20 protein-coding genes and 1 pseudogene are annotated in these 24,275 nt (G+C 45.3%); 15 read left to right on the top strand and 6 right to left on the bottom strand.

Going from position 1 to position 24,275, the window contains the following annotated elements; genetic code table 11:
* The first annotated feature begins 280 nt into the window (after positions 1-280).
* Entirely contained in the window at positions 281-2,689 is a 2,409-nt protein-coding gene (locus QE390_RS04205) for a heavy metal translocating P-type ATPase metal-binding domain-containing protein (protein WP_307141217.1), read from the top strand.
* A gap of 26 nt (positions 2,690-2,715) precedes the next feature.
* A complete protein-coding gene (locus QE390_RS04210; protein ID WP_307141218.1) occupies positions 2,716-3,462 on the top strand; it encodes an acyl-CoA desaturase in 747 nt (248 codons plus the stop codon).
* A gap of 539 nt (positions 3,463-4,001) precedes the next feature.
* Here the strand turns inward: QE390_RS04210 and QE390_RS04215 are convergent.
* Entirely contained in the window at positions 4,002-4,226 is a 225-nt protein-coding gene (locus tag QE390_RS04215; protein WP_307141219.1) for a hypothetical protein, read from the bottom strand.
* A 156-nt stretch (positions 4,227-4,382) separates the two neighbouring features.
* On the opposite strand from QE390_RS04215, the gene QE390_RS04220 reads away from it, so the two are divergent.
* The 10 genes and pseudogenes from QE390_RS04220 (at position 4,383) to QE390_RS04265 (ending at position 12,475) form a co-directional block, all read left to right on the top strand.
* Entirely contained in the window at positions 4,383-4,775 is a 393-nt protein-coding gene (locus tag QE390_RS04220; protein WP_307141220.1) for a group III truncated hemoglobin, read from the top strand.
* Positions 4,776-4,883: 108 nt separating this feature from the next.
* Positions 4,884-5,027 carry a cbb3-type cytochrome oxidase assembly protein CcoS gene (gene ccoS, locus QE390_RS04225; protein ID WP_106637317.1) on the top strand — a complete coding sequence of 48 codons (144 nt, stop codon included), beginning with the start codon at positions 4,884-4,886 and terminating at the stop codon, positions 5,025-5,027.
* 26 nt (positions 5,028-5,053) lie between these two features.
* Positions 5,054-7,217, top strand: a pseudogene (ccoN, locus tag QE390_RS04230) (cytochrome-c oxidase, cbb3-type subunit I).
* 95 nt (positions 7,218-7,312) lie between these two features.
* Entirely contained in the window at positions 7,313-7,468 is a 156-nt protein-coding gene (locus QE390_RS04235) for a hypothetical protein (RefSeq protein WP_307141221.1), read from the top strand.
* Between the two features lie 78 nt (positions 7,469-7,546).
* Positions 7,547-8,335, top strand: coding sequence for a cbb3-type cytochrome c oxidase N-terminal domain-containing protein (locus QE390_RS04240; protein ID WP_307141222.1), 789 nt, complete (start codon positions 7,547-7,549; stop codon positions 8,333-8,335).
* A 3-nt stretch (positions 8,336-8,338) separates the two neighbouring features.
* Complete coding sequence (locus QE390_RS04245; RefSeq protein WP_307141223.1) at positions 8,339-8,707, top strand: hypothetical protein; 369 nt, start codon at positions 8,339-8,341, stop codon at positions 8,705-8,707.
* A complete protein-coding gene (gene ccoG, locus QE390_RS04250) occupies positions 8,619-9,719 on the top strand; it encodes a cytochrome c oxidase accessory protein CcoG (RefSeq protein WP_307141224.1) in 1,101 nt (366 codons plus the stop codon). The genes QE390_RS04245 and ccoG overlap by 89 nt, the downstream gene beginning before the upstream one ends.
* A 183-nt stretch (positions 9,720-9,902) precedes the next feature.
* Positions 9,903-10,328, top strand: coding sequence for a FixH family protein (locus QE390_RS04255; protein ID WP_307141225.1), 426 nt, complete (start codon positions 9,903-9,905; stop codon positions 10,326-10,328).
* A 589-nt stretch (positions 10,329-10,917) separates the two neighbouring features.
* Positions 10,918-11,589 carry a sulfite exporter TauE/SafE family protein gene (locus QE390_RS04260; RefSeq protein WP_307141226.1) on the top strand — a complete coding sequence of 224 codons (672 nt, stop codon included), beginning with the start codon at positions 10,918-10,920 and terminating at the stop codon, positions 11,587-11,589.
* A gap of 52 nt (positions 11,590-11,641) precedes the next feature.
* Positions 11,642-12,475, top strand: a complete 834-nt coding sequence (locus QE390_RS04265) for a maleylpyruvate isomerase N-terminal domain-containing protein (protein WP_307141227.1) — start codon at positions 11,642-11,644, stop codon at positions 12,473-12,475.
* Positions 12,476-12,532: 57 nt separating this feature from the next.
* Here the strand turns inward: QE390_RS04265 and QE390_RS04270 are convergent, their stop codons facing one another.
* From QE390_RS04270 to QE390_RS04280, 3 genes are all read right to left on the bottom strand, one after another.
* Entirely contained in the window at positions 12,533-14,140 is a 1,608-nt protein-coding gene (locus tag QE390_RS04270) for a hypothetical protein (protein ID WP_307141228.1), read from the bottom strand.
* Positions 14,141-14,313: 173 nt separating this feature from the next.
* Complete coding sequence (locus QE390_RS04275) at positions 14,314-14,691, bottom strand: hypothetical protein (protein WP_307141229.1); 378 nt, start codon at positions 14,689-14,691, stop codon at positions 14,314-14,316.
* A 120-nt stretch (positions 14,692-14,811) separates the two neighbouring features.
* Positions 14,812-16,377, bottom strand: coding sequence for an NFACT RNA binding domain-containing protein (locus QE390_RS04280; RefSeq protein ID WP_307141230.1), 1,566 nt, complete (start codon positions 16,375-16,377; stop codon positions 14,812-14,814).
* Positions 16,378-16,436: 59 nt separating this feature from the next.
* On the opposite strand from QE390_RS04280, the gene QE390_RS04285 reads away from it, so the two are divergent.
* The 3 genes from QE390_RS04285 to QE390_RS04295 all read left to right on the top strand — a co-directional run bounded on the left by QE390_RS04285 (position 16,437) and on the right by QE390_RS04295 (position 19,876).
* Positions 16,437-17,093, top strand: a complete 657-nt coding sequence (locus QE390_RS04285) for an ATP-binding cassette domain-containing protein (RefSeq protein ID WP_307141231.1) — start codon at positions 16,437-16,439, stop codon at positions 17,091-17,093.
* Positions 17,094-17,108: 15 nt separating this feature from the next.
* Positions 17,109-18,191 carry a hypothetical protein gene (locus tag QE390_RS04290; RefSeq protein WP_307141232.1) on the top strand — a complete coding sequence of 361 codons (1,083 nt, stop codon included), beginning with the start codon at positions 17,109-17,111 and terminating at the stop codon, positions 18,189-18,191.
* Between the two features lie 581 nt (positions 18,192-18,772).
* Positions 18,773-19,876 carry a P1 family peptidase gene (locus QE390_RS04295; protein ID WP_307141233.1) on the top strand — a complete coding sequence of 368 codons (1,104 nt, stop codon included), beginning with the start codon at positions 18,773-18,775 and terminating at the stop codon, positions 19,874-19,876.
* A 55-nt stretch (positions 19,877-19,931) separates the two neighbouring features.
* Here the strand turns inward: QE390_RS04295 and poxB are convergent, their stop codons facing one another.
* Together poxB and QE390_RS04305 are read right to left on the bottom strand one after the other, a co-directional pair.
* Positions 19,932-21,662 carry a ubiquinone-dependent pyruvate dehydrogenase gene (gene poxB, locus QE390_RS04300; protein ID WP_106637777.1) on the bottom strand — a complete coding sequence of 577 codons (1,731 nt, stop codon included), beginning with the start codon at positions 21,660-21,662 and terminating at the stop codon, positions 19,932-19,934.
* Between the two features lie 169 nt (positions 21,663-21,831).
* Complete coding sequence (locus QE390_RS04305) at positions 21,832-24,177, bottom strand: TonB-dependent receptor (protein WP_307141234.1); 2,346 nt, start codon at positions 24,175-24,177, stop codon at positions 21,832-21,834.
* Positions 24,178-24,275 lie beyond the last annotated feature (98 nt).

The raw sequence follows: 24,275 nt of genomic DNA on the forward strand, positions 1-24,275 counted from the left end.
ATTGAATCCCATGTTCGAACAACGGGCCGTTACGCTTATTAACAATACGCCGTTCCGTTTAGACTATTCTTCCGGGTTGGCATTACAAAGGTGACAGAAGTTATCAGTTCAAAAAATGATATAAATCACTTTGTGCACTTATTCCTTATCATAGGCCGCCGGGGCAATGAATCGGAGCTTTGATGTCGAATTGGGGGCCTTATCTAAAGAACTACTCGTACCGCAGAAAAATTTCTTTCCAGTGGGTATTTCTTGTTAACGTCAGCCCCTTTCCTGATCCATGCATACAATCCAGGATTCCGTTCTTACCCCGACGCATTGTTACCACTGCGGTAACGAATGCCCTGAAAAGGCCTTCGAGCAGGACGATCATTCGTTCTGTTGTGAAGGATGCCGGACGGTCTATGATCTGCTTTCGCAGAATAATCTATGCCGTTATTATACCCTTGAAGATCAGCAGGTAGGCATTTCGCCTTCTTCCAGTCGATTTGAATTTCTCGACCATGCGGAAGTGAGTCAGTCTTTACTTGATTTTCAGAACAATACCCAGTCTAAAGTTACTTTCTATATCCCCAGCATTCACTGCTCGTCGTGTTTGTACTTACTGGAGCATCTCAATCGGCTGAACCCGGCGGTGCTGAGTAGCCGAGTGGATTTTCTGAAAAAGCAGGTTTCCGTTTCATTTTCGAAAGAGGTAACGCTGCGGCAGTTAGCCGAGTTGTTAACTTCCATTGGTTACGAACCGCTGATTAGCCTTCAGGATGTAGTCAAAGAACAGCAGAATCCTGGCTATCGAAATCTGTTAAGCCGCGTGGGTGTGGCGGGGTTCTGTGCGGGGAATATTATGCTTTTCAGTTTCCCGGAATACCTGGGGCTGGAAGATGCCTCCTACAAAATTCTTTTCGGGTGGCTGAGTTTAGTTCTGTCCATTCCAGTAGTGTTTTACTCCGGCTGGGAATACTTCGAGTCCGTTTACAAAAGCCTGCGTGCCGGGCGTTTAAATCTGGATTTTCCGATTCTGCTCGGGATTCTGGTAGCCTGGTTGCGGAGTGTCTACGAAGTTACTTTTCTGCACCAAAATGGATATTTTGACTCCCTTACCGGACTAACTTTCTTTTTATTAGCCGGAAAATGGTTTCAGCAGAAAACCTACTCCTTTTTGTCTTTCGAACGGGATTATAAATCCTATTTTCCTTTAACCGCTACGCTGGCCGAAGCATCTGGTTCGACTCTGGAAGTTATCCCTGTTCAACAGTTACAGAAAGGTAATCGCATTCGCATTCGCCACGGCGAGTTAATTCCCGCCGATGGTTTATTATACCGGGGCTCGGGACTGATTGATTACAGTTTTGTTACTGGAGAAGCCCTACCGGAACCGCATCAGGCGGGTGATCTGGTTTATGCCGGTGGCCGACAAATGGGGGATTCCATTGAAATGGAAGTTCTCAAAAACGTTTCTCAAAGTACACTCACCCAGCTATGGAATCACGCTTCGTTCTCCAAAAATCAGAATAGCGTGCTGAAAACCTTTGCCGATCAGGTAGGTAATTACTTTACCATCAGCGTACTGATTCTGGCCTCATTGACAGCAGGGTACTGGTACTTTCATGATCCCTCTAAAGTGCTCAATGCCTTTACGGCGGTATTAATCATTGCCTGTCCCTGTGCGTTGGCCCTTTCTTATCCCTTTGCTTTGGGGCATGGCTTGCGAATGTTAGGCCTCCGCAAATTATACCTAAAAAACGCCGAGGTAATTGAGCAAATGGCTCAGTGCGATACCATTGTTTTTGATAAAACCGGAACATTAACAACTACCGAAGAACAACCCATTCAATTCATCGGACTGGCTTTAAGCCCCGAAGAACGGCGGATGGTGGCTTCGCTGGTTCAGCATTCCAATCACCCCCTGAGTATAAAAATCCAGCATTTTCTCCATGAATCCTACCCTCTTGAGTCCGTCGAAAACTTTGCCTCTTTTACGGGTAAAGGGTTATCAGGAACCATTCAGGGACATGCGATCAAAATAGGTTCCGCATCCTGGGCGGGAGCGAATGTAGCTCCACAGGAAGGCAGTACGGTATTTGTCAGCGTGGATCAAATATGCCGGGGTTATTTTCTCCTGCATACGTCCTACCGCCAGGGACTTGACTCCATGCTGACTCAACTTCGCCCCAGGTATCAGCTTTACCTGCTTTCCGGCGATTCTGATTCCGAAAAAACGGCTTTACAGCAATGGTTTTCCCCAGAGAATATGCGTTTTCGGATGAAACCCGAAGATAAACTGGCCTTTATCGAGCAATTACAGAAAGCAGGAAAACGAGTGATGATGCTGGGCGATGGACTGAACGATGCCGGAGCCTTGAAACAGGCTCATGTGGGTATTGCTTTAACGGATAACACCCTGCATTTCAGTCCCGCCAGCGACGGTATTCTGGAAGCCAGGCAACTCAGAAATTTACCAAAGATGCTTAAGTTCAGCCGCATGGGACTCTGGGTAATTCGCTTCAGTTTTCTGATTTCACTCATCTATAATTTCATCGGACTGAGTTATGGCCTAACGGGACACCTCGCCCCTATTGTGGCCGCCATTCTTATGCCCGTCAGCTCTGCTACCATGGTTTTTATTGCTACGCTGGGAATGAACCTTGCTAGCCGCCGACACCTGCCTCAACCTTCAGCCTACCTTTAAAACAGCTTTTACTAACTCTTTTTTTCATGTACATCTTTTTGTTTTTCATTGCCCACTGGTATCTATCCCTATTTTCACAAACGTTTTTTCTACATCGCTACGCAGCACACCAGATGTTTACCATGTCGAAGGGATGGGAGCGGTTTTTCTACTTTTTCACCTGGGTAACTCAGGGTTCCAGTTTTCTGAGTCCGTATGCGTACGGGGTTATGCACCGCCTGCACCACGCCTTTGCGGATACCGAAAAAGATCCGCACTCCCCCAGTTTTTCGGACAATGCCTTCGACATGATGTGGAAGACCAAAACCATTTATAACCGCATTCTGCACCACAAAGAGAACGTGGACCCTAAGTATTTCAAGAATGTGCCCTACTGGGGTTTCATGGAAAAGATTGGCGATAACTGGATTTCACGGGTTGCCTGGGGAACTGCCTACACCCTATTTTACATCCACTTCGCAACGAGCCCCTGGCAATATCTGTTACTGCCCATTCATTACCTGATGGGTCCCGTTCACGGGGTAATTATTAACTGGTTTGCTCACAAATACGGCTATACCAATTTCAAAGTAAATGATACTGCGAAGAACCTGTTACCCTTCGACTTTCTGATGATGGGAGAATCGTATCACAACAATCACCACAAGCTTGGCGGTCGGGCTAACTTCGGTGTTCGCTGGTTTGAATTTGACCCTACGTTTCCAGTTATTCTGCTACTGAACGCCGTTGGTGTGCTGAAGCTGAAGAAGAACAATGATTTGAATTATATGTAGGTAACTTACCGCTCCCAGCGAAAAAGCTGGCAGCGGTTATAGCCTTCCACAGTCGCTTGGCTTTATCGGAGTAACTGCGAGAGGCAAATCTGTGAGGTAGTAAACATAGTTTACCCCGAACTTGGTCTTTCCCCAAACAAACGTAGAGACGCCGATTTATCGCGTCTCAGCCGAGGAAAGGGAAATCATTGGGAGGTTATAAATCAATTCTACCCAGACGCGATAAATCGGCGTCTCTACTAAGGGGGTTTCCAAACGTAGAAATGCCGATTTATCGCGTCTCAGCCGAGGAAAGGGAAATCATTGGGAAGTTATAAATCAATTCTACCCAGACGCGATAAATCGGCGTCTCTACCAGGGGGGCCAAACGTAGAAATGCCGATTTATCACGTCTCAGCCGGGGAAAGGGAAATCATTGGGAGGTTATAAATCAATTCTACCCAGACGCGATAAATCGGCGTCTCTACTAAGGCGTTCTTTAAAATGTAGTACGACGCAGTCTCAATAAATGAAAGTTTATCAGGGCGGCACCTAGCCTTTTATTTTCTACGAGGCTGGTAATCTTCGTAAAAACGATCCTCGAAGGTATGGCCACTGGGAACCCCATCTTTCAGAATGCGATAAACCATCCAGCCTACCACAACCGGAGCCAGTATCCAGAGGGTAACGATGAGGGGCAGAGAAAACCAGCCCATATTTGCTCCAATAGTATAGACCAGTAAATAAAGCGTAGCAAAAAAGAGGGGAAAGCGAACGTTTTTCATAGCAGTATTGATTGAATGGTTAATTCAGAATCCTTATACTTGAATTCTGCTTAGATGATTCGCCGCCCGCTTTTCGCGAGTAGCCCCATAACTAACAACTAACTGCCAGCAGAAAAGCTGACAGCGAAAGACGATATGAATCCTCCTTCAAAAAAGATGTACCTTGATAGTTCAGAAGCCGTTCGGCATTTGGTGGATTCTTTCTATGAAAAAGTTCAGAAGGATGAGTTACTGGCTCCCATCTTCACCGACGTTGCTCAGGTAGATTGGGCCAAACACCTACCCAAAATGTACGGTTTCTGGGAAAACCTGCTGTTGGGGAATAACAGTTACCACGGTCACCCCTTTCGTCCGCATTTGATTATTAATCAGAAGCATACCTTAACCATCGAGCATTTTGAACGCTGGTTAACACTCTTTACGGAAACCCTTGCGGAAAATTTTGAGGGCGAAGGGGCGGAAAACGCCCGACAACGAGCCACGCAGATTGCCCTGGTCTGGAACAGTAAGCTCGAATACCTCAATAACGATTCTTATATGGAGAATTAAACTCCATTTCTTACTAGCCTACCCTTCGAAAATCACCCCCCGGGGTGATTTTTGTCATTTTTAAGAGTGCCCTTTCTCCTGACCTTTGAAACTGAAAATCAAAGGTTTATGAAAATCATTTTTCTTCTTATCGGCATTAGTCTTCTGCTGGCTTTAGGCTTTTTGGCTGCCTTCTTCTGGGCCATGAAATCCGGGCAGAATGATGATTTGTATACACCCAGTCTCCGAGCCTTACTCGACGACGAAGCCTGAGTTCACATTAACCATTCCTGTATCCCATGATTTCCTATTCTTCTACTGAAATCGCCCCACCTAAGCTCGAACGCTTCGCGTACGACAACAAGGTCGTTAAAGCCTTTTCCATTGCTACCATCATCTGGGGGTTAATCGGTATGCTGGTCGGTGTGATTGCCGCCACGCAGTTGTTTCAGCCCGCCATGAACATGGATAACCAGTACACCACGTTCGGTCGCATCCGGCCTTTACACACTAATGCCGTGATTTTTGCCTTTGTGGGTAATGCCATTTTCATGGGCGTTTATTACTCTCTGCAACGGCTGCTGAAAGCCCGGATGTTTTCGGATGTATTAAGCTGGATTCACTTCTGGGGCTGGCAGCTCATCATCGTTTCTGCCGTAGCAACGCTGCCTTTGGGGATCACCTCTTCCAAAGAATACGCCGAATTAGAATGGCCCATCGACATTGCCATTACGCTCATCTGGGTGGTTTTTGGCATCAACATGTTCGGAACGATCATCAAACGCCGTGAACGTCACCTGTATGTGGGAATCTGGGTTTTACATCGCCACGTTTATTACCGTAGCCGTTCTGCACGTGGTGAATTCCTTCTCCATTCCCGTTACCTTCCTGAAGAGTTATTCTATGTACGCTGGCGTTCAGGATGCTCTGGTGCAATGGTGGTACGGGCACAACGCGGTGGCGTTCTTCCTGACCACGCCTTATCTGGGGCTGATGTATTATTACCTGCCCAAAATGGCCAACCGGCCCGTTTACAGTTATAAACTTTCCATTCTACACTTCTGGTCGCTGATCTTTATTTACATCTGGGCTGGCCCTCACCATCTACTTTATACAAGTTTGCCTAACTGGGCTCAATCCCTGGGAACGGCCTTCTCTATTATGCTCATTGCTCCGTCCTGGGGCGGCATGATTAACGGTCTGCTGACCCTTCGCGGAGCCTGGGATAAAGTACGGGAAGATGCCCGGCTGAAATTCATGGTCGTGGGGGTTACGGCTTACGGGATGGCGACCTTTGAGGGTCCGATGCTTTCGTTGAAAAACGTAAACGCCATTGGCCACTTTACCGACTGGATTGTGGCTCACGTACACGTAGGTGCTCTGGGTTGGAACGGCTTCCTAACCTTTGCCATTCTGTATTACCTGATTCCTAAAATGTGGAAGACGGAAATTTACTCGAAACGGATGATGAACATCCACTTCTGGTTAGGCACACTCGGTATTCTGTTCTACGCCGTTCCGATGTATATCTCAGGCTTTACGCAGGGAATGATGTGGAAAGAATTTACGCCCGAAGGAACGCTCAAGTATCCCGCTTTTCTGGAAACAACGCTGCAATTGTTACCCATGCACATGATGCGTGCCATTGGCGGAGCCATCTATCTGCTTGGGGCTATTCTGATGGCCTATAACCTCTTCAAAACCATGGCTAAAGGCAGCTTCGTAGCTAACGAATCCGCCGAAGCTCCGGCTCTGGAGAAAGCATACGTACCCACAGGGGAAGACACCTACTGGCACCGCGTCTTCGAACGTCGCCCCATGCAGTTATTAGCAGGTTCATTAATCGTTATTCTGATCGGAACGGTGCTGGAATTGATTCCAACCTTTACCGTTGAGTCCAACGTACAAACCATTGCCTCTGTCCAGCCCTATACGCCTCTGGAGCTTCAGGGACGCGATTTATACATCCGCGAAGGTTGCAATAACTGTCACAGCCAGATGGTACGTCCCTTCCGTTCCGAAACCGAACGGTACGGGGAATACTCCAAAGCGGGCGAGTTCGTATATGATCACCCGTTCCTCTGGGGTTCTAAACGTACCGGCCCGGATTTACACCGCGAAGGAGCCAAATACCCTGATTCCTGGCATTACCACCACATGAATGATCCGACGAGTATGTCTCCGGGATCGATCATGCCGGCCTACCCCTGGTTGTTAACCCAAAAGCTGGATAACTCCACTCTGGAGGCCAAACTCAAAGCCATGCAGTCGCTCGGGGTTCCTTATGATGACTACGCCATTTCACAGGCTTCTGCTGACGCCGAACAACAGGCCGAAGCCATCTCGGCACGCCTGAAACAGGAAGGGATCAAAGTTAAATCAGACAAAGAAATCGTTGCCCTGATTGCCTACTTACAACGTCTGGGAACGGACATCAAGAAGGACGAAGCGGCTTTGAAATAAGTTGATGGTTGTTGGTTAGTAGTTGTTAGTTCTCCCGACTATAACCGCAACGGCAGCCGCCAACAACCATCAACCAACAACTAACAACCAAACATATGTTTCGCAACCTCATCACCCAGCTTCAGGGAGCCGATTTCTTTATGATTTCGTCGCTCGTCATCTTCGTTGCCTTTTTCGTTACGGTAGGTCTTTTCGTTTTTCTGACCGATCAGAAACACCTACAGGAAATGAGTAAAATGCCTTTGGAATAAATGCGTTGGCTGTTGTTAGTTGATGGTTATTCGTTTCCGCTATCAACTAACAACGATCAACCAACAACTACGAACAAAATGAACTTTGAAATAAAAACGGGCGAAGAGTTACTGCTGATGGTATTACTCATTTGCCTGATCTTCGGAGCTTTAGCCTTGCTGGTTTCTACCCTTCACTTATACCTAACGGTAAAAAATACCTTACCTACGAAGGAAGAAACCAAAGTAGATGTCTACGAAGGCAGTAGCATCTGGAATCGTATTTTCCGGGTACCGCCCTCTTCTACCAACGAACAGTTACTCATGGCCCATGCTCCCGATGGCATTCAGGAATTGGATAACCCAACGCCAGGCTGGTTTATGGGCCTGTTCTATATCACCATTATCTGTGCAATTGGCTATCTGATTACCTACCACGTCATCGGCGACGGCGATGTGATGCATCAGGAATACACCGCCGAAATGGCCGCTGCTGAACAGGCTCACGAAGCGTATCTGAAGAAGTTTGCTAATGCGGTGAATGAATCGAATGTAACGGTACTGAAAGATCCAAAATCCATCGAAGCTGGGAAAAAGCTCTTTGACCAGAACTGTACCGCCTGTCACGGAGCGGCGGCTGAAGGCAAAGTGGGTCCGAATCTGACGGATGCCTACTGGCTACACGGGGGAACGATTAAAGCAGTTTTTAAAACCATTACCGAAGGCGTACCCGACAAGGGAATGATTTCCTGGAAGAAGCAATTGAACCCCATTCAGATTCAGCAGGTTTCGAGTTATATTTTTTCACTCCAGGGCAGTAAACCCGCCGGAGCCAAGGCACCTCAGGGCGAGGAAGTGAAGCCCGAAGAGGTAGCCCAAAAACAGTAAGTCATGACTACCGCAGATGATCTATTAGAGGACCTCGCCATCACTTCGGGGAAACGTCAGTATCCGCGTTTACCCGAAGGCGGGCGACTCTATCGCTGGAGAGGAATCGTAGCCGGAGTTTTATTGCTCACCCTCTTCGGCTTACCCTGGCTTGAATTTGAAGGGCATCCGCTGTTTCTTTTTAATGTTCTGGAGCGGAAATTCATTTTCTTCGGGGTACCGTTCTGGCCACAGGGATTTTCACCTGGTAGCCATCGGCCTGCTTACTTTTATCCTGTTCATTGTGGTTTTTACGGTAGCGTTTGGACGCCTCTGGTGCGGCTGGGCCTGTCCGCAGACGGTTTTCATGGAAATAATTTTCCGGAAAATTGAGAACTGGATTGAAGGCGATTACAAAGCCCAGAAACGACTCCAGGCAGCTGCCTGGACGGCTGAGAAAATCAAAAAAAAGGTACTCAAACACGGACTGTTTTTACTGATTGCTTTCGCTATTTCCAATACCTTTCTGGCTTACATCATTGGTAAAGATGAATTGCTTCGTATCCAGACGGATGATCCCGCTAACCACCTCGGCGGCCTGGCTGCGATCCTGATTTTTACGGTACTCTTTTACCTGGTTTTTGCTAAAGTTCGTGAAATGGTATGCATCGTCATTTGTCCCTACGGACGATTGCAGGGGGTATTACTGGACAAAAAATCAATCGTGGTGGCTTACGATTACGTTCGGGGCGAGCCTCGGGGGAAACTCAAAAAACAGGATACGGCTCCCAAAGGCGATTGTGTGGACTGCTCGCTCTGCGTACAGGTTTGTCCGACGGGCATCGACATTCGGAAAGGTACCCAACTCGAATGCATCAATTGTACGGCCTGTATTGATGCCTGTGATGGGGTCATGAACAAAATTCAGAAGCCCCTCGGACTGATTCGTTATGCTTCCCAGGAAGGTATTGAGCAACATAAAAAATTCCGTTTTGATGGTCGATTACAAGCGTACACCGCGGTATTAGTAGTATTAATCAGCGTACTCAGTTACCTATTGATTAATCGAAAAGACGTCGAAACAACGGTATTACGGGCTTCCGGGTTAACTTTTCAGAAACAGGACAACGGACAGGTTTCCAATCTTTACACGGTAGAGGTTATTAATAAAACCTTCCGCCCCATCGAACTAAATTTCAAAGTAAAAAATCCCGATTTTCAGTTACAATACGTGGGGCAGGCTCTAAAAACAGCCCGACCAGGCGAGTTAACAAAGGGTTCTTTTTTCTTACTAACGCCTGCCAAAAAGATTACCGAAAATAAAACGCCCATCGAAATTGAAGTAACCGCCAACGGTCAGCTCATCGACCAGGTAAAAACCAATTTCATGGGACCCGTGGAATAATGTGTTTTCAGTTTGCTGTTTTCAGTTTTCAATTGTTAGAATGCTCATCATGATTTTAAATCAATGAGTTACTTAGAATTTTCAACACAGATAACGCTGAGTCAAGCTCGGTGAAACCCTGGGGATAATTCGATTGAAAACAGAAAAACTATAAACTGAAAACCGTAAACTGAAAACTAAAAGATGAACTGGGGAAAATCGATCATTCTTGCCTTTGTTGCCTTCGGCAGCTTTATTGGCTTTCTGGTCTATCGCATGGCCAGTACTAAAGTAGATCTGGTGCGGAAAGATTATTACCAGACTGAAATGGCTTATCAACAGCAAATCGACCGGATTCAAAACAACAAATCCGTTCATAACCCTTTCAAAGTCAACTACCAGCCTTCCGAAAAGGAAATTCAGTTTTCCATCCCTAAAGGTTTAACGAAGGGCCAGATTCAGTTTTTCCGCCCCTCCGACGCTCAACTGGATTTCAACGTAGCCGTTGAGCCCAACCATACCGAACAAATCGTTTCTACGCGAAAGCTAAAAACGGGTCACTGGCGAATCAAAATCACCTGGACCGATGGACAACAGGAGTATTATACGGAAGAGGAAGTTAGGTTGTAGGTGCTAATCTAACCCCTCATGAGGTTAGATAGGCTTGGATATAATCCGGGGTTCGTACAAACTGGGTCATCCGCCGTGGTTGGTGTCCTCACCAACCACTATGCTTTATATGAATGGCTGGTGAAGACACCAGCCATGGCGGGAGAGGAAGTTAGGTTGTAGAGGGTTCTCCAACTCCAAGAGGGGTTAAATAATCCGAGACCCGCCAGGGGGACACATTTTCCGCCGTGGTTGGTGAGGACACCAACCACTTCCTTTACCCTTGGCTGGATACCCCGGATTAGCATCCGGGGCTACTCCTATTAAACCCCTCCGGGGTTATCACTTCCATTTCCAAACCTCTTCCCTACCTTTATGGGTTTTCTCTTTTCAAACTGAAAACTGAAAACTGAAAACTGAAAACTGAAAACTGAAAACTGAAAACTGAAAACTGAAAACTGAAAACTCAAAACTCAAAACTCAAAACTCAAAACTGAAAACTCAAAACTGAAAACTGAAAACTGAAAACTGAAAACTCAAAACTGAAAACTCAAAACTCAAAACTCAAAACTCAAAACCGCAGCGGCGGCCGCTCCAAACTCCAAACCCAATGCTAATCGCCTTCTTCACCGGACTTACTGCCAGCCTGCACTGCATAGGCATGTGTGGGCCGCTTTCGCTGGCCCTGCCCGTGGGTGGACTTTCAGTTAATCAGTTATGGCTCGCCCGGCTGAGTTACCATCTGGCCCGGTGCATGAGTTATAGTTTATTGGGAATGGCAGTAGGGTTGTTGGGGGAACGGTTTTCACTTTTTGGCTGGCAACAGCAGGTTTCAGTACTGGCCGGTCTGTTAATGATTGCCTTCCTGGTGGGAAATCGCTGGCTGGCTTTTCGTCCGATTCTGCGGCTACAAAAACTATTTGGAAAGGTATTAATCCAGAAAACCTGGTGGTCTTACCCCGCTGCCGGGTTTCTCAACGGCTGGTTACCCTGCGGACTGGTTTACGTGGCTTTAGCGGGGGCATTAACGGCTAATTCGCCATTAGAAGGAATGCTTTTTATGACCGTTTACGGTCTCGGCACCTTACCTGCCCTGCTGGCCGTTAGCTGGGTTTGGCGATGGATCAGTCTTCCCATTCGTCAACGACTGAACCGCTGGTTACCCGTAGTTACCTTAACCATTGCTCTGCTTTTTATCTGGCGAGGACTGGGACTAAATCTTCCTTACAGTCCAAAAGTTAGTATATCTGCCTCGCAGCCAGCTCCGGTTTGTCATGAATAGCTTCTCATGAATCAACAATTATGTGCATATTTAGGCCCTTCATTGATGAATTATGAGCACTATTCAAACCACTGATTTCATCCTAAAAATCCGAACGCTCGATCAGATGCTGTTTGATTTGTTACGTTCCCTAAATTCGGAAGAGTGGCAGGCTCAAACCATTGCGAAACGCTGGAAAGTAAAGGATGTAGTTGCTCACTTGCTGGATGGGAATATTCGCATTCTTTCACAACTAAGAGACGGGTATCAGGGCGAAAATCCTTCCATTCATTCCTATCAGGACTTACTAGATTATCTCAATGGCTTAAATGCCGATTGGGTGCAAGCCATGAAGCGGGTAAGCCCACCCCTATTAATTCTCCTGCACGAATTAACCGGGCCTTTGTATTGTGATTATTACGCTACGCTGGACCCAGAAGCTCCTGCTACTTTTTCAGTAGCCTGGGCCGGAGAAGAAGAGAGTAAAAACTGGATGCACCTCGCTCGGGAATACACTGAAAAGTGGCTACACCAGCAGCAAATCCGGGCAGCCGTTCATAAACCCGGGCTTTTAACAAAAGAATTTTTCTATCCGTTTATCGATACGTTCATGTATGCTTTGCCACACACCTATCGAAGCATTCAGGCAGAAAATGGGACGACCATTCAACTTACCATTACCAGCGAGATAGGTGGTTCCTGGTACGTCGTTCGGGAAAATAATGCGTGGATATTAAAGAAAGAATATATCGGTAATCCTACAAGTGAAGTAAGTCTTTCCCCGGAAACGGCCTGGCCTTTGTTTTCAAAAAGTATTTGGCCTCAGGAAATTATGCATCAGGTTATGATAAGGGGAGATCAGAAACTTGGAAGAGTAGCGTTGGAAATGGTTTCGGTAATGGCCTAGTAATTTAGGGAACTTATATTCAAAAAATTCCCTAAATTACTAAAACTAAAGTATAATTTAAAGTAAATTTTCTAGTCCAACAACATTAGCATTAAATATTTTTGATATATATACTGATTTACCTCCATTATTAGGCTGGATTTTAAATGAAACTCGTACTTTAACATTTGCAGCCATCCGCCTTCCATTTCTCCCTATAATACGAAAGGTATTACTCCCTGAATCATACCATTCATCTTGAACAAAAGGAGTATTGGTATTTTCCTGTTTCCCTTCTGTTCTAGTAATCAATGTGACGGGGGAAGTAGAAGTTGGTGATACACTTATACCATTAAATGTTTTTAGCCATACAATACTTTTTTGGATTTCAGAAATAGTTATATCATTGGCAACTTCTGGATTAATATCTACGTTAAAGGTAGATGGATTAAATGAATAAGTTATACCATCACTTCCGTATGCAGACACATTAATAACAGGTGTTGTTGAAATATTAAAAACGCCCAATGGTTTATCATAGTAAGGTACTAATCCAGGGTTATTAGAGTTTCTTATAGTACCAGGAACAAAGAAATGTTGATTATACAACAGGAATTCTGATTCCGCTGTACCTTGTACTTTTAATTTTGCATTCATTTTTAAATGCACATTTTCAGTATTTTCAGCAGGAGATGCTATTAAAGAATTGAAAAACTTTGATATTGGAGAGGTAATTATGTTTAGCCCCCCTGTCGCTAATGTGTTAGCTGCATTTTCCACCGAAGACTTAAACCCGTCTGTAATCGCACTTCCTAATATTTTCAATATACCATCTTTAGCTGAACTTTTTCTTGATCCGGTTCTAACATTTCCGATAACATTAGAAATAGAGTTATCATTTGAGGTAAACAGAGTATTAATTAACGAAGATCCTTCTTTACCCGATATTTCTATTGTACCATCTATAGAACCGTCTAAGGATCCTGTTAATGAAATCTTCTGTTGTCCAATAGCTCTCGCTTCTAAATCCATTCCGACGCTCATTTCATTTACACTTGTAATAGTTGGATCATAAGCAATTTCATAGTCAAAACTATACCAACTGTTATTCAGTGCTCCTGTATTTATACTGGATGGATTAATATTAGATATAATAGTAAATGGTCTATCTGATTTAATATCCTTTGCTGATGCAAATTGCTCTGAAAAGTTCAACAGTCCAGAGTTTAAAACTCCATCACTACCAAAACGCAGTTTACCTAAAACGTAATTTGAATAACTAGGAGGATTGTCTTTATTATAAAAAAACACTCTGACTATACCTCTCCATTTATTATACAATATAAAAAATAGTTTATTGTCTATAAACTGATTAGGATCTAGAGTACTATATAGCAAAACCCATCCATCTTGCTGAAGCCGGTCAGTAGCTTCATAAAACGAAAATACAGAACTTCCCCCTGATGACCAAGGAGTCCTAACTGCTCTAGTTGTGCCAATATCATCTTTGTAATAAAAAAAATCTGCATTTTCCCAAGCAATATAACTAGTATTCTGTCGTCCTCCTCTAGCAAGATAATCAGGCTTTCTAGCTGGTAAGTTAGGCTTTATTTCTAATTGCTTTGAACAACTGAAAAACAAAAAAAGAAATAAAATAAAAAAAGATGTAAATTTAAATTTTCTCATAATTATAAAACTTTAGATAAAGTAGATGGTTAATTATGCTAATATAACGATACATATTATTCTGTCACAAAACAGAATAATATTTTATTTAAATAAAATATAAAAAATCTATTTTACACTAATTAATAGCATTGTTTTTAATAACAAATACCATATTTATTAACTTTTATTAGTTATATATCAAACAAAACCGCTCCCATTCCATCCTTCTCATACGAAGCGATCGGATGATATTTTTCTTCAAAATCCTTTTCTTCTGGATTCAGTTCTTTAGGTACCATACTACCTGCTTTGAAGAAATAAACTTTCGTAGTTCCGTATTTGGTATGCGGCATAAAATCGCCGTATTTTTTCATTTCTCCCCACAACGTATCTTCCACCGTTACGGCATAGATGCGGGTAATAGGTCCGGTATTGTTTTCATTCCGATACAGGGCTACTTCCTGAAAATTACCTTTTAAATCCTGAATGCCGGGCTGAGAAGTGGCATTATAAACCATGTAGGCCATCAATAACAAGATGGCTCCTATCAATAGATATTTAACTTTCATTTTATTCGTTTTCAGTGGTCAGTTTTCAGTTAAGAATAGAGCTCCTACGCATGCAGTAAGAGACGCGATGAATCGACGTCTCTACTTTTTTTTTCTAACAACGAACAACCATCAACTAAGCTAAGCTTTCGGTTCTACCATCACTACTTCCTCCTTTTCTACAATGACCTGACCTTCCTGTAAATCGCGGGTTTTGCGGACGAATTTTTTCGGGGTAACAATAACTGGACACAAACTGTCATTGCGACGTTTGGAATAATAAGCCGCTAGCTGAGCCGCTCGTTCAATGACTGGATTTGGGAATCGTTTACCGGCCTGATGGCGAATAATAACGTGCGAACCCGTGACATCGCGGGCGTGCAGCCAGAGGTCTTCTTTACGGGTATATCGTTGCGTAAGCAGGTCATTGTTTTTGGCATTCTTTCCCACAAAAATTTCGAAACCCTGATACTCGTAGCGTTTGAACAAGGTAGCCGCCGAAACATCGGGCTTCTCCATTTTGTCCAGCCCACTGGTTTTTAGGTATTTCCGCAGCTCCTTTAACGTTTCCAACGACTCTACTTTTTCGATTTGGGCATCGTATTCAGCCATTTCGCCTTCCCGAACTTCCAGAGCTTCCATCAGGTGTTCTATCTCAATTTTCTCGTTTTTAGCCTTTCGGTAATACGACTCGGCATTTTTCTGAGGCGTCAAATCGGGCTTTAAACGAATCGTGACGGGCTGATCGCGGTAGAAATCGTGTAACTCAATACTTTCGGATCGTTCGGGAATCTGGTGCAGATTTGCCATCAGAATATGTCCGATCTCCTCGTGCTTGATGGCTTTTTCCATCTCGTCGAGTTTCTCGTAGACCGAATCAATGTATAACTGGGTTTTCTGCTTACGTTTTTGCAGTAATCGAACAATCTGTCCCTTCTCCCGGTCAAAAACATTGATTCTCGAATAAGCATAATAGAAGCCATTGGCTGCCTCAATCGGATCGGTAAAGGTCTTTTCGGCCTCGTCGGGAATGAGCGTCAACACGGGCTGGTATTCCACCGTCTTGATGTAATACTGCGGATTTTCCAGGTAGGCCCTTACCTGCTCTACCAAGGCCCATTTTTCGTCAATGGGTAACGAACGGTAGTGATGCCTATCCAGCCAGGACGTTACATCTTTACCAAACGTTGGGAATAACTTCCGCCAGTCGCCATTAGCCCGATCAAAGGCTTCCCGACTCTGGTCTAAAGGTCGGTCCAGCGTCTGGATATTCAGGTTTTCGTCGGAAACGAGTTTATTATGAAAGAGATCAACGACCTGCGTACCCTGAATTAATACCAGGTTGGAACGGTTGCCAAAGAGCTTAAAAACCAGATGGTAATCATCCGCAAATTCAATTGAAAAGGCCCGTTCGTTGAGAAACTGACGAACGCCAACCACTTGCTTATCCAGTAATTCCGAGAAAAGATCCACCGTATTTCGGCCTGCTCTTCTGAAATCATCGGGGAAGCTTAGAGCTACGAAATCAGGTCGAATGGTAGCCCGGATGTAAAAATCACGCTTTTTTCGCCACTGCTTTTCCTCAGGACAAAACCCAATGACTAGCTCGTCTTTTTCCTGCGAAAAACACTCCGCCAAAACCAGGCCTTTCAACTGATTTTCCAGTTCGCTGGACAGTTGGCGAAGGAAGTAATAATTGCTTTGCATGATACAAAAGTACAAACGGCTCGTCCGTATACCGGAAAGGTTTTGGAAAGCTTTGCCAAATGTCTTTTTTTGTAGGTATGCTACACGTCAAAAATTACCGAAAAGCGTATCACGGTCGCACCATTCTGGAAGTTCCCGAACTGCAACTTCAACCCGGCATTCACTGGATTCGGGGTGTGAACGGAGCCGGGAAGAGTACTTTTTTTCGGTCGGTAGCAGGGATGTTGCCTTTCGAGGGTGAAATCTGGCTAGATGATACCTGGGAAGTAAAGCGTGATCCCGTTGCGTTTCGATTACGGGTGAATTACGCCGAAGCCGAGCCGCTCTACCCGGAATATTTATCTGCTTTTGATCTGATTTCTTTTGTCGCCAAAGCCAAGAAAGCTCCGGCAGGACAAGTGGACGCGTTAGTAGAAACGCTGGAAATAGCCTCGTTCTGGAAACAGCCCGTTGGGACTTATTCTTCGGGAATGCTCAAAAAAACGTCTTTAATTTTGGGTTTTCTGGGCAATCCAACGCTCATTATGCTTGACGAACCTCTCATTACGATTGATGATCGGGCTGTGTCCAATGTATGTCAGCTCATTGATCAATATCACCAGAATGGGGTTCAGTTTCTACTTTCCTCCCATCAGGATTTCAGGTTAACCGACCTAAAAATGGACTCTTCTTACATCATCCGTAACCAAACGCTGGAGGAAATTCACCTCGGCTAAAGCCTCGCCTATTCCTTGAAAACGGTCCTCTATCGAACGCTGGTAACGGAGTTTTACCGTCAAAATACGGGTTTCTTTCTGGTTATTGTAATGCTAGGCTTCGGCATTATTCGCTCGGATGATCACGTCGCGGTGTTTCAGTATGCCATGACTTCGCCTTCTATTTTACTTTATTACTTTGCCGTTTGGACGTTATATGCCCTTAAAATAATTGGGTTTGTCCGGCAACAGTTTCGTCATCCAGCCTATCGATTTCTGCATTATTTTCGATTAATTTCCACCCCTCAGCGGGTGATTAGCTGGTTAACCATTACCATCAGCTTATTACTACCCATTCTGGCGTATGCTTTCTGGATGAGTTTGTATGCCATTCAAAATCAGCAGTGGATGGCTATTATCAGCCTTATTCTCTTTTTTGCTGCCATCAGCCTACTTGCGTTACTAATCTTCGAACGAACCCTTCGGCAAAGTGATACGGAAGCAAAGGTTCGAACTTTTGCCCAGAACTGGCCGCTACCCTATCCGCTGTTTTTCATTCAGTTTTTATTACGGAAACATGCTATCTTGGTACTGGTCACTAAATTCTTCTCGGGGGCCCTGCTCCTAGGCGTCTGCCTGCTTTACCCCACAGATGATTACGATGAACGGTTACTGGCCATTGGCTTACTACTAGGCAGCCTGATTCACCTCGGACTCACCACCGAACATTATACGTTCGAGCACGAGTATTTGCTCTTCGTCCGAAACTTACCTTTATCCTTTGGGAAGCGTTTTACGGCTCATGCCCTGCAAATGCTGTTGATTTTCATCCCGGAAATCATACTCCTGTTTCGCTATTTACCCGACACGGTCTCTTTTCTTTTTGTGGGGAAAGCATTCGTGTTTATCAGTGGTATTCAAATAGCGGCTTTGCATCGGGTGTATCAGCATGACAAAAGTCTGGAAAAACTAAGTGCGTATGGTTTGTGGGGCTTTATCGTCGGTTTACTGCTTATTATGTTTCATGTAGATCTAGCCATTTTAGGTGGTTTCCTCTGGGTATATGCGGCATGGATCAATGCGTATAAGTATTATCAATCGGAATTTCAGTTTGATTAGATGTTGAGAAGTGAGCTTATTCTATTTTTCGGATTTGCAATTCAGAACAGCTGCTAGCCGCATTTCTGTAGAGACAGTTAGTGTTACTTTAGGGATTATAAATCCGAAAGAGCGTAGGCTAATAGTAGAAACGCGACTTTATCACGTCTGGTTTTCCCTGCCCTGGCTGGTGAGACACCAATCACGGCGTAGGAAGGAATACAGAGGTAACCCAAAACCGCCTCTTACCCAGACGCGATGAAGTCGCGTCTCTACCTGAAATGATCGCCTGTTATTTTCCGCCCTGGTTGGTGTCCTCACCAACCTCTATGCTTTATACAAATGGCTGGTGAAGACACCAGCCAGGGGGAGGGTCCATCTATAGGGAACCCCGGATTTTCATCCGAGGCTATTCATATTAAACCCCTCCGGGGTTAGGGTTCCCTTTTCAAACATCTCCCTTATCTTTATGGGTTTTCTCTTTTCAAACTGAAAACTGAAAACTGAAAACTGAAAACTGAAAACTGAAAACTGAAAACTGAAAACTGAAAACTGAAAACTGAAAACTGAAAACTGAAAACTGAAAACTCTAAACCCTCCCAATGAAACACCTTTTCTTTCTTCTCATGATCAGTTCTTCCATTCTTCAGGCCCAAACCCGCTTTCGCGAAGATACTGGACTCCCCATTGGAATTTTAAAAACGGGTGCAACCAATGCCATTACGGATGTCGCCGGGTTAAAAGTTGGACACGTCACCTTAAGCCAGGGGACGGATGTTCGTACGGGAGTGACGGCCATTGTTCCGACGGAAGGTAACCTGTTTAAACAGAAAATTCCGGCGGCTGTTTTTGTGGCCAATGGATTCGGAAAAATGGCGGGAATCAGTCAGGTGAATGAGTTAGGAAATCTGGAAACACCCGTTGTATTAACGAATACACTTTCCGTCGCAGCGGGCATGCAGGGGATTATCCATTACACGTTAGCCCAACCGGGTAATGAGAACGTTCGCTCGGTTAATGCCGTGGTGGGTGAAACCAATGATAGTTACCTCAATGACATTACGGGCTTTCACGTTAAACCCGAACACGTGCTGGAAGCCATTCAAAAGGCAAAAACGGGGTCAGTTACTGAAGGAAACGTAGGAGCCGGAACGGGTACCATCTGTTTTGGATGGAAAGGGGGTATCGGTACGAGCTCCCGCGTGATTCCTAAAAAATCGGGTGGTTATACTGTAGGTGTGCTGGTGCAAACCAATTTTGGCGGTGTGCTGGAAATCAAAGGCAAACCCATTGGAAAAGCTTTAGGTAAATACTTTCTTAGCGATCAGCTAAACGACCCCGCCGATGGTTCCTGCATGATTATTGTAGCCACGGATGCTCCCCTTACCCATCGAAATCTGGAGCGACTAGCTAAACGAGCCTGGTCGGCGTTGGCAAAAGTAGGCGGTATTGCGAGTAATGGTTCAGGAGAATACGTGCTGGCTTTTTCTACGAATGAAAAGGTTCGTATTCCACACGAAACCAAAGGAATTATCCAAACCCTCGAAGAAGTCAATAATGACTCTATGTCGGCTCTTTTTTTAGCTTCGATTGAAGCAACGGAAGAAGCCATTCTAAACTCGCTTTGGGCTGCCCGAACGACCCAAGGGAAGAATGGGACCATTGAAGAGTTACCCAGGGAGAAGGTAAAGACTTTACTGAAATAAAGTAACCGCTGGCAGCCTGAGTTATTCAAGCTGCCAGCAGAAAAGCCAGCAACGATTATAACTTATTCAAAAAGTTACTCTTAATCGTATCCACCACTTCGCTGACATCGCCGCGAAGCGTATCTTTCATCATGTACATCCCGAAGCCCCAGGCTTGTTCGAAGGTAACTTTAGGCGGCATGGAAAGCTCCGTTGGATTCACTACGACGTCCAGTAATACCGGACCAGAATGCCGGAACGTTTCCTCAATCGCTTCGGGTAAATCATCTGGACTTTCGACGCGAATGCCCCGAATGCCCATCGCTTCAGCCATACGAGCGAAATTGGGATTTTTCATATCCGTCCCGAAGGGTGGCAATCCGGCTACTTTCATTTCCATAGCTACAAACCCCAGGGAGTAGTTATTAAAAATTACCAGCTTAACGGGAAGGTTGTATTGAAAGATCGTCAGCAAATCGCCCATTAACATCGCAAAACCACCATCACCAGAAAGAGAAATTACCTGCCGATTCGGGAAGGCCAGTTGTGCCCCAATCGCCTGTGGCATCGCACTAGCCATAGAGCCGTGCGTAAACGAACCTAATAATCGACGCTGGGCCGTCATTTTCAGGTAACGGGCCGCCCAGACGGTGGGTGTTCCCACATCAGCCGTGAAAATAGCGTCCTTACTTGCCTTCTCGCTGAGAGCTGCCATCAGGTATTCCGGGTGAATTACTCCGTCGTTTTCGGTTCCCCGGGCGTGCGAATCAAATTCTTCCCGGTTCTTTTTATAATCTTCTAAAGCCCGATCCAGGTGTTTACGATTCGTTTTCTCGATCAATAAAGGTAATAAAGCCTGAATGGTCGGAGCCACACTTCCAACTACTCCCAGGGTAAGGTTGGAACGACGCCCCAAATGCTCAGGACGCGTATCGACCTGAATCAGTTTGGCCTTATCCGGGTACCAGTCTTTGTAAGGGAAGTCCGTACCCAGCATAAGTAATACTTCGCCATTAGCCACGGCTCTTGCTCCAGAACGGAACCCAATCAAACCCGTTAAACCGACTTCGTAAGGATTATCATATTCCAGGTATTCCTTCCCTCGCAACGCATAGACTAAGGGAGCTTTTATCTGCTCACATAACTGCAACACCTCGGCGTGAGCACCCGCACAACCGCTTCCCCCCAAAATAGTAACAGTTTCAGCCTCGTTGATAAGCTGAGCCATTTGCTGTAACTCCTGATCCGATGGCCGGATGAGGGGCTGGGGAAGAAAGATCTGATGTTCAAGATGGGATTCTTCTACTTTTTCCGAGGATACATCCCCAGAAAGGGTAATAACAGCTACCCCCTGTTTACCAATGGCATTTTGCATGGCAATCTGCAAAACACGGGGCATTTGCTTGGCTGAAAAGATAGTTTCACAGTAATGACTGCACTGCTGAAAAAGATACTCAGGCTTCGTTTCCTGAAAATAACCCGTTCCAATTTCCATACTTGGAATTTGGGCCGCAATGGCTAGCACCGGAGCCATGCTTCGGTGGCAGTCGTATAAACCATTGATAAGGTGAAGATTACCGGGGCCACAACTTCCGGCACAAACCGCCAACTGACCCGTGGCCTGAGCTTCGGCTCCGGCAGCGAATGCAGCCGCTTCTTCGTGCCGGTAATGAATCCATTCAATTTTCCCCGAACGACGGATTTCATCTACTAATCCATTGAGAGAATCTCCCACGATTCCGTGAATGCGTTTAACTCCGGCATTCACCAGCATTTCGACCATCACAGCCGCTATAGACTTTGCCATATTTCATGATAGGTTTTGCACAAAACTTCAAAGTCACAAAAGCCTTGCCAGCTAAGCTACCTAGCCGGGTTTTAATCAAATTATAATCCGTTGTTTCGTCTTTCGTATAAAATAAGAAAAGAGGCCCCTCCTTACGGAAAGACCTCTTTTCTTATCACCCTATTCCTAATTAAAATGAATAATTAAGCGTCAGCATGAATCGCCGACCATTGCCACGGGTGTAGTTTTCATTACTTCCAAAGAACTGAGCGATATAGGTATAGTAGCTCTTATTAAGTAGGTTTTCAATCCCCAGGCTCAGCCGCACGGGCTCACTCACTTTATATCCTACATTTAAATTCCAGAGGTTATACGATCGTACCCGTCCTTCGTAAATGGCATAGGTACCGTTGGCCCGGGGCGTAAACCGATCCCTGTCTCCTAATCGCCACCAGTTCAAATCAATACTTACATTTTTAATACCGGAATAGCGGGCATACAGAGTAGTTTTATCGGGAGAAATTCGGCTGGCATTTAAATAGGTATCATAGCGTCCATCCGAATTTTTATCCACTTTTCCTTCCGTAATAGCATAGTTCCCGCCCACGGAAAATGCTCGAACCGGTGTCCAGTCAAGCTGAATTTCATAACCCCAGACGCGTTCAGGAGCACGCTCAGTTGTATACACTCCTTCCCCGAGGTCAACAAAATTAGCTCCCAGTTTAGACGTACTGATGTAACCCGCCGCCGACAGGGAAAGTGTTCCGACTTGGCTACTGAATCCAACTTCATAATTATTCACAATAATGGGCTGGGTTTGTAGCTTCTCGATGGTATTTTCCTGAGCCGACCGTAGAATCCGTCCCAGATCGTAAATGGAAAAAGCCTGCGAATAACTTACAAAAGGATTAAACCATTTGTTTTGCGAATACCGTAATCCGGCGTTGAATACCAGGGCCTCATAGCCAAGATTACCTCCTTTTACAAAAATACTTCCCTGCCCATTAGGACCCGTTGCCAGGGTATTGTAATCGGCTATTTTAATATTAATGTTTTCTGCCCGAACCCCTGCTTTCAGCGTCAGCCCTTCCACCAAAAGAGCACTTAGCTGAGCGTAGGGGGCCAGGTTTCGCATGTTAATGTTAGGAACCCAGGTACGCCCGTCCACCAGAGACTGAGAAGTCTGGTCATTGAGTAAATCAAAACCATACGTAAGATCCCCGCGAATACGACTGGCAAGGACGAAGGGACTATTCAGGTTGACCCGAAGACCTTTCTTAACGGAGGGAATCTGAGACTGGCCAGAACCGTAGAACGAAGCCGAATTCGAGTAAATCGTCAGGAAATCCTGGTAATATAAACTGGCATTGATATTAGTACCCCCAATGATATTTCGTCCGATGTATTGAAGATTTGCATTATGGTTATGCCGGGTTCCTTCGTCCACTCCCACGCGTTTGCCAATGACCCCAATGGCAGGACTTACCCCATACTTACCGGCCTTGAGAACGTAATTGGAATGTTGATTGGAACCGTAAAAATTATACATTCCTTCAATCCGGTGCTTGCTGGAAATATCGTAACCTATTTTAACAAAGGCATTATAGATTCGTGTCTCGCCCAGGCCATATTCAGGAGAGATCACTTGTCCCTGTGCATCCCGAAAGACACCCGTCTTTTCGTGCATGCCACTAACGACATAATCCACCTTTCCACTACGACCAAAAAATTGTTGTGAAAAACGGTAACCGAACGTACTGTCCCCTCGTGTATTACCCGTCATGGCCAGTTGCGTATTACCCCCCGAGTGATTGCCCGGACGAACTTTCTTGGTGATGTAATTAATCAGTCCCCCGTCGGCCCCGTTTCCGTAGATAGAGGTTGCTCCTTTGATTACCTCAATGCGTTCGATAACCGAAGGGTCAATGCTGCGGATGTCACGGCCACCCGCCCGCAGTGGAGTTGACTGCGGGATTCCATCAATGAGTACCAGCACGTTACGTCCTCGCAAAGTTTGTCCGCTATTACCCGTCTGGTTAGTAGAAGGAGCGAGACCGGGCACGGTGTTCGATAGAATATTAGCTACGTTGGGGCTAATTCCGGCCTGGGTTGCCAGCTCTTTTCCGGTAATAACGCTAACCGAAGAAGGGGTTTCTGCCAGCGTTTCTACCCGCCGACCCGCCGAGACGATTACTTCTGAGAGCTGCTTGTCAATTTCCGTAGTTTGCAGCGTAACTTCATTTTTTTCGCCTGCCACCAGTTCGATGGACTGACGTATGGTTTCGTAACCTACGCCACTAGCAATGATTGTATACGAACCCGCAGGGGCTTTCAGGGAAAATTTCCCGGATTCATCCGCCGTAGCAATCATTCGAATGCGGCCTTCCTGCTCCAGAGAAATGTTGATGAAGGCAGCCAGTCCTTTTGCTGTTTTAACCGTGCCCTGTAAAGTAGCTCGATCGGATTGAGCCCAAGCGGTGGTAAAGAAGAAGAAGGATAAAAGTAAGAGATAGGGAAGTTTTGAAATGGGGTACATAACTAAGGAGTTCATTTTACGGCCCCAAATTTATTTGTATTTAGACTTATTTCAAATAATAATCTTTGATGGATTTTCTAATTCTTAAAAAATGGTTT

The organism is Siphonobacter sp. SORGH_AS_1065 (genome assembly GCF_030818595.1).
In the GTDB taxonomy this organism is placed as follows: domain Bacteria; phylum Bacteroidota; class Bacteroidia; order Cytophagales; family Spirosomataceae; genus Siphonobacter.

Excerpts from the sequence above, each read along its gene's own strand:
- QE390_RS04205 (WP_307141217.1), top strand. The coding sequence starts at position 281 with ATGCATACAATCCAGGATTCCGTTCTTACCCCGACGCATTGTTACCAC.
- QE390_RS04210 (WP_307141218.1), top strand. The coding sequence starts at position 2,716 with ATGTACATCTTTTTGTTTTTCATTGCCCACTGGTATCTATCCCTATTT.
- QE390_RS04215 (WP_307141219.1), bottom strand. The coding sequence starts at position 4,226 with ATGAAAAACGTTCGCTTTCCCCTCTTTTTTGCTACGCTTTATTTACTG.
- QE390_RS04220 (WP_307141220.1), top strand. The coding sequence starts at position 4,383 with ATGTACCTTGATAGTTCAGAAGCCGTTCGGCATTTGGTGGATTCTTTC.
- ccoS (WP_106637317.1), top strand. The coding sequence starts at position 4,884 with ATGAAAATCATTTTTCTTCTTATCGGCATTAGTCTTCTGCTGGCTTTA.
- QE390_RS04235 (WP_307141221.1), top strand. The coding sequence starts at position 7,313 with ATGTTTCGCAACCTCATCACCCAGCTTCAGGGAGCCGATTTCTTTATG.
- QE390_RS04240 (WP_307141222.1), top strand. The coding sequence starts at position 7,547 with ATGAACTTTGAAATAAAAACGGGCGAAGAGTTACTGCTGATGGTATTA.
- QE390_RS04245 (WP_307141223.1), top strand. The coding sequence starts at position 8,339 with ATGACTACCGCAGATGATCTATTAGAGGACCTCGCCATCACTTCGGGG.
- QE390_RS04255 (WP_307141225.1), top strand. The coding sequence starts at position 9,903 with ATGAACTGGGGAAAATCGATCATTCTTGCCTTTGTTGCCTTCGGCAGC.
- QE390_RS04260 (WP_307141226.1), top strand. The coding sequence starts at position 10,918 with ATGCTAATCGCCTTCTTCACCGGACTTACTGCCAGCCTGCACTGCATA.
- QE390_RS04265 (WP_307141227.1), top strand. The coding sequence starts at position 11,642 with ATGAGCACTATTCAAACCACTGATTTCATCCTAAAAATCCGAACGCTC.
- QE390_RS04270 (WP_307141228.1), bottom strand. The coding sequence starts at position 14,140 with ATGAGAAAATTTAAATTTACATCTTTTTTTATTTTATTTCTTTTTTTG.
- QE390_RS04275 (WP_307141229.1), bottom strand. The coding sequence starts at position 14,691 with ATGAAAGTTAAATATCTATTGATAGGAGCCATCTTGTTATTGATGGCC.
- QE390_RS04280 (WP_307141230.1), bottom strand. The coding sequence starts at position 16,377 with ATGCAAAGCAATTATTACTTCCTTCGCCAACTGTCCAGCGAACTGGAA.
- QE390_RS04285 (WP_307141231.1), top strand. The coding sequence starts at position 16,437 with ATGTCTTTTTTTGTAGGTATGCTACACGTCAAAAATTACCGAAAAGCG.
- QE390_RS04295 (WP_307141233.1), top strand. The coding sequence starts at position 18,773 with ATGAAACACCTTTTCTTTCTTCTCATGATCAGTTCTTCCATTCTTCAG.
- poxB (WP_106637777.1), bottom strand. The coding sequence starts at position 21,662 with ATGGCAAAGTCTATAGCGGCTGTGATGGTCGAAATGCTGGTGAATGCC.
- QE390_RS04305 (WP_307141234.1), bottom strand. The coding sequence starts at position 24,177 with ATGTACCCCATTTCAAAACTTCCCTATCTCTTACTTTTATCCTTCTTC.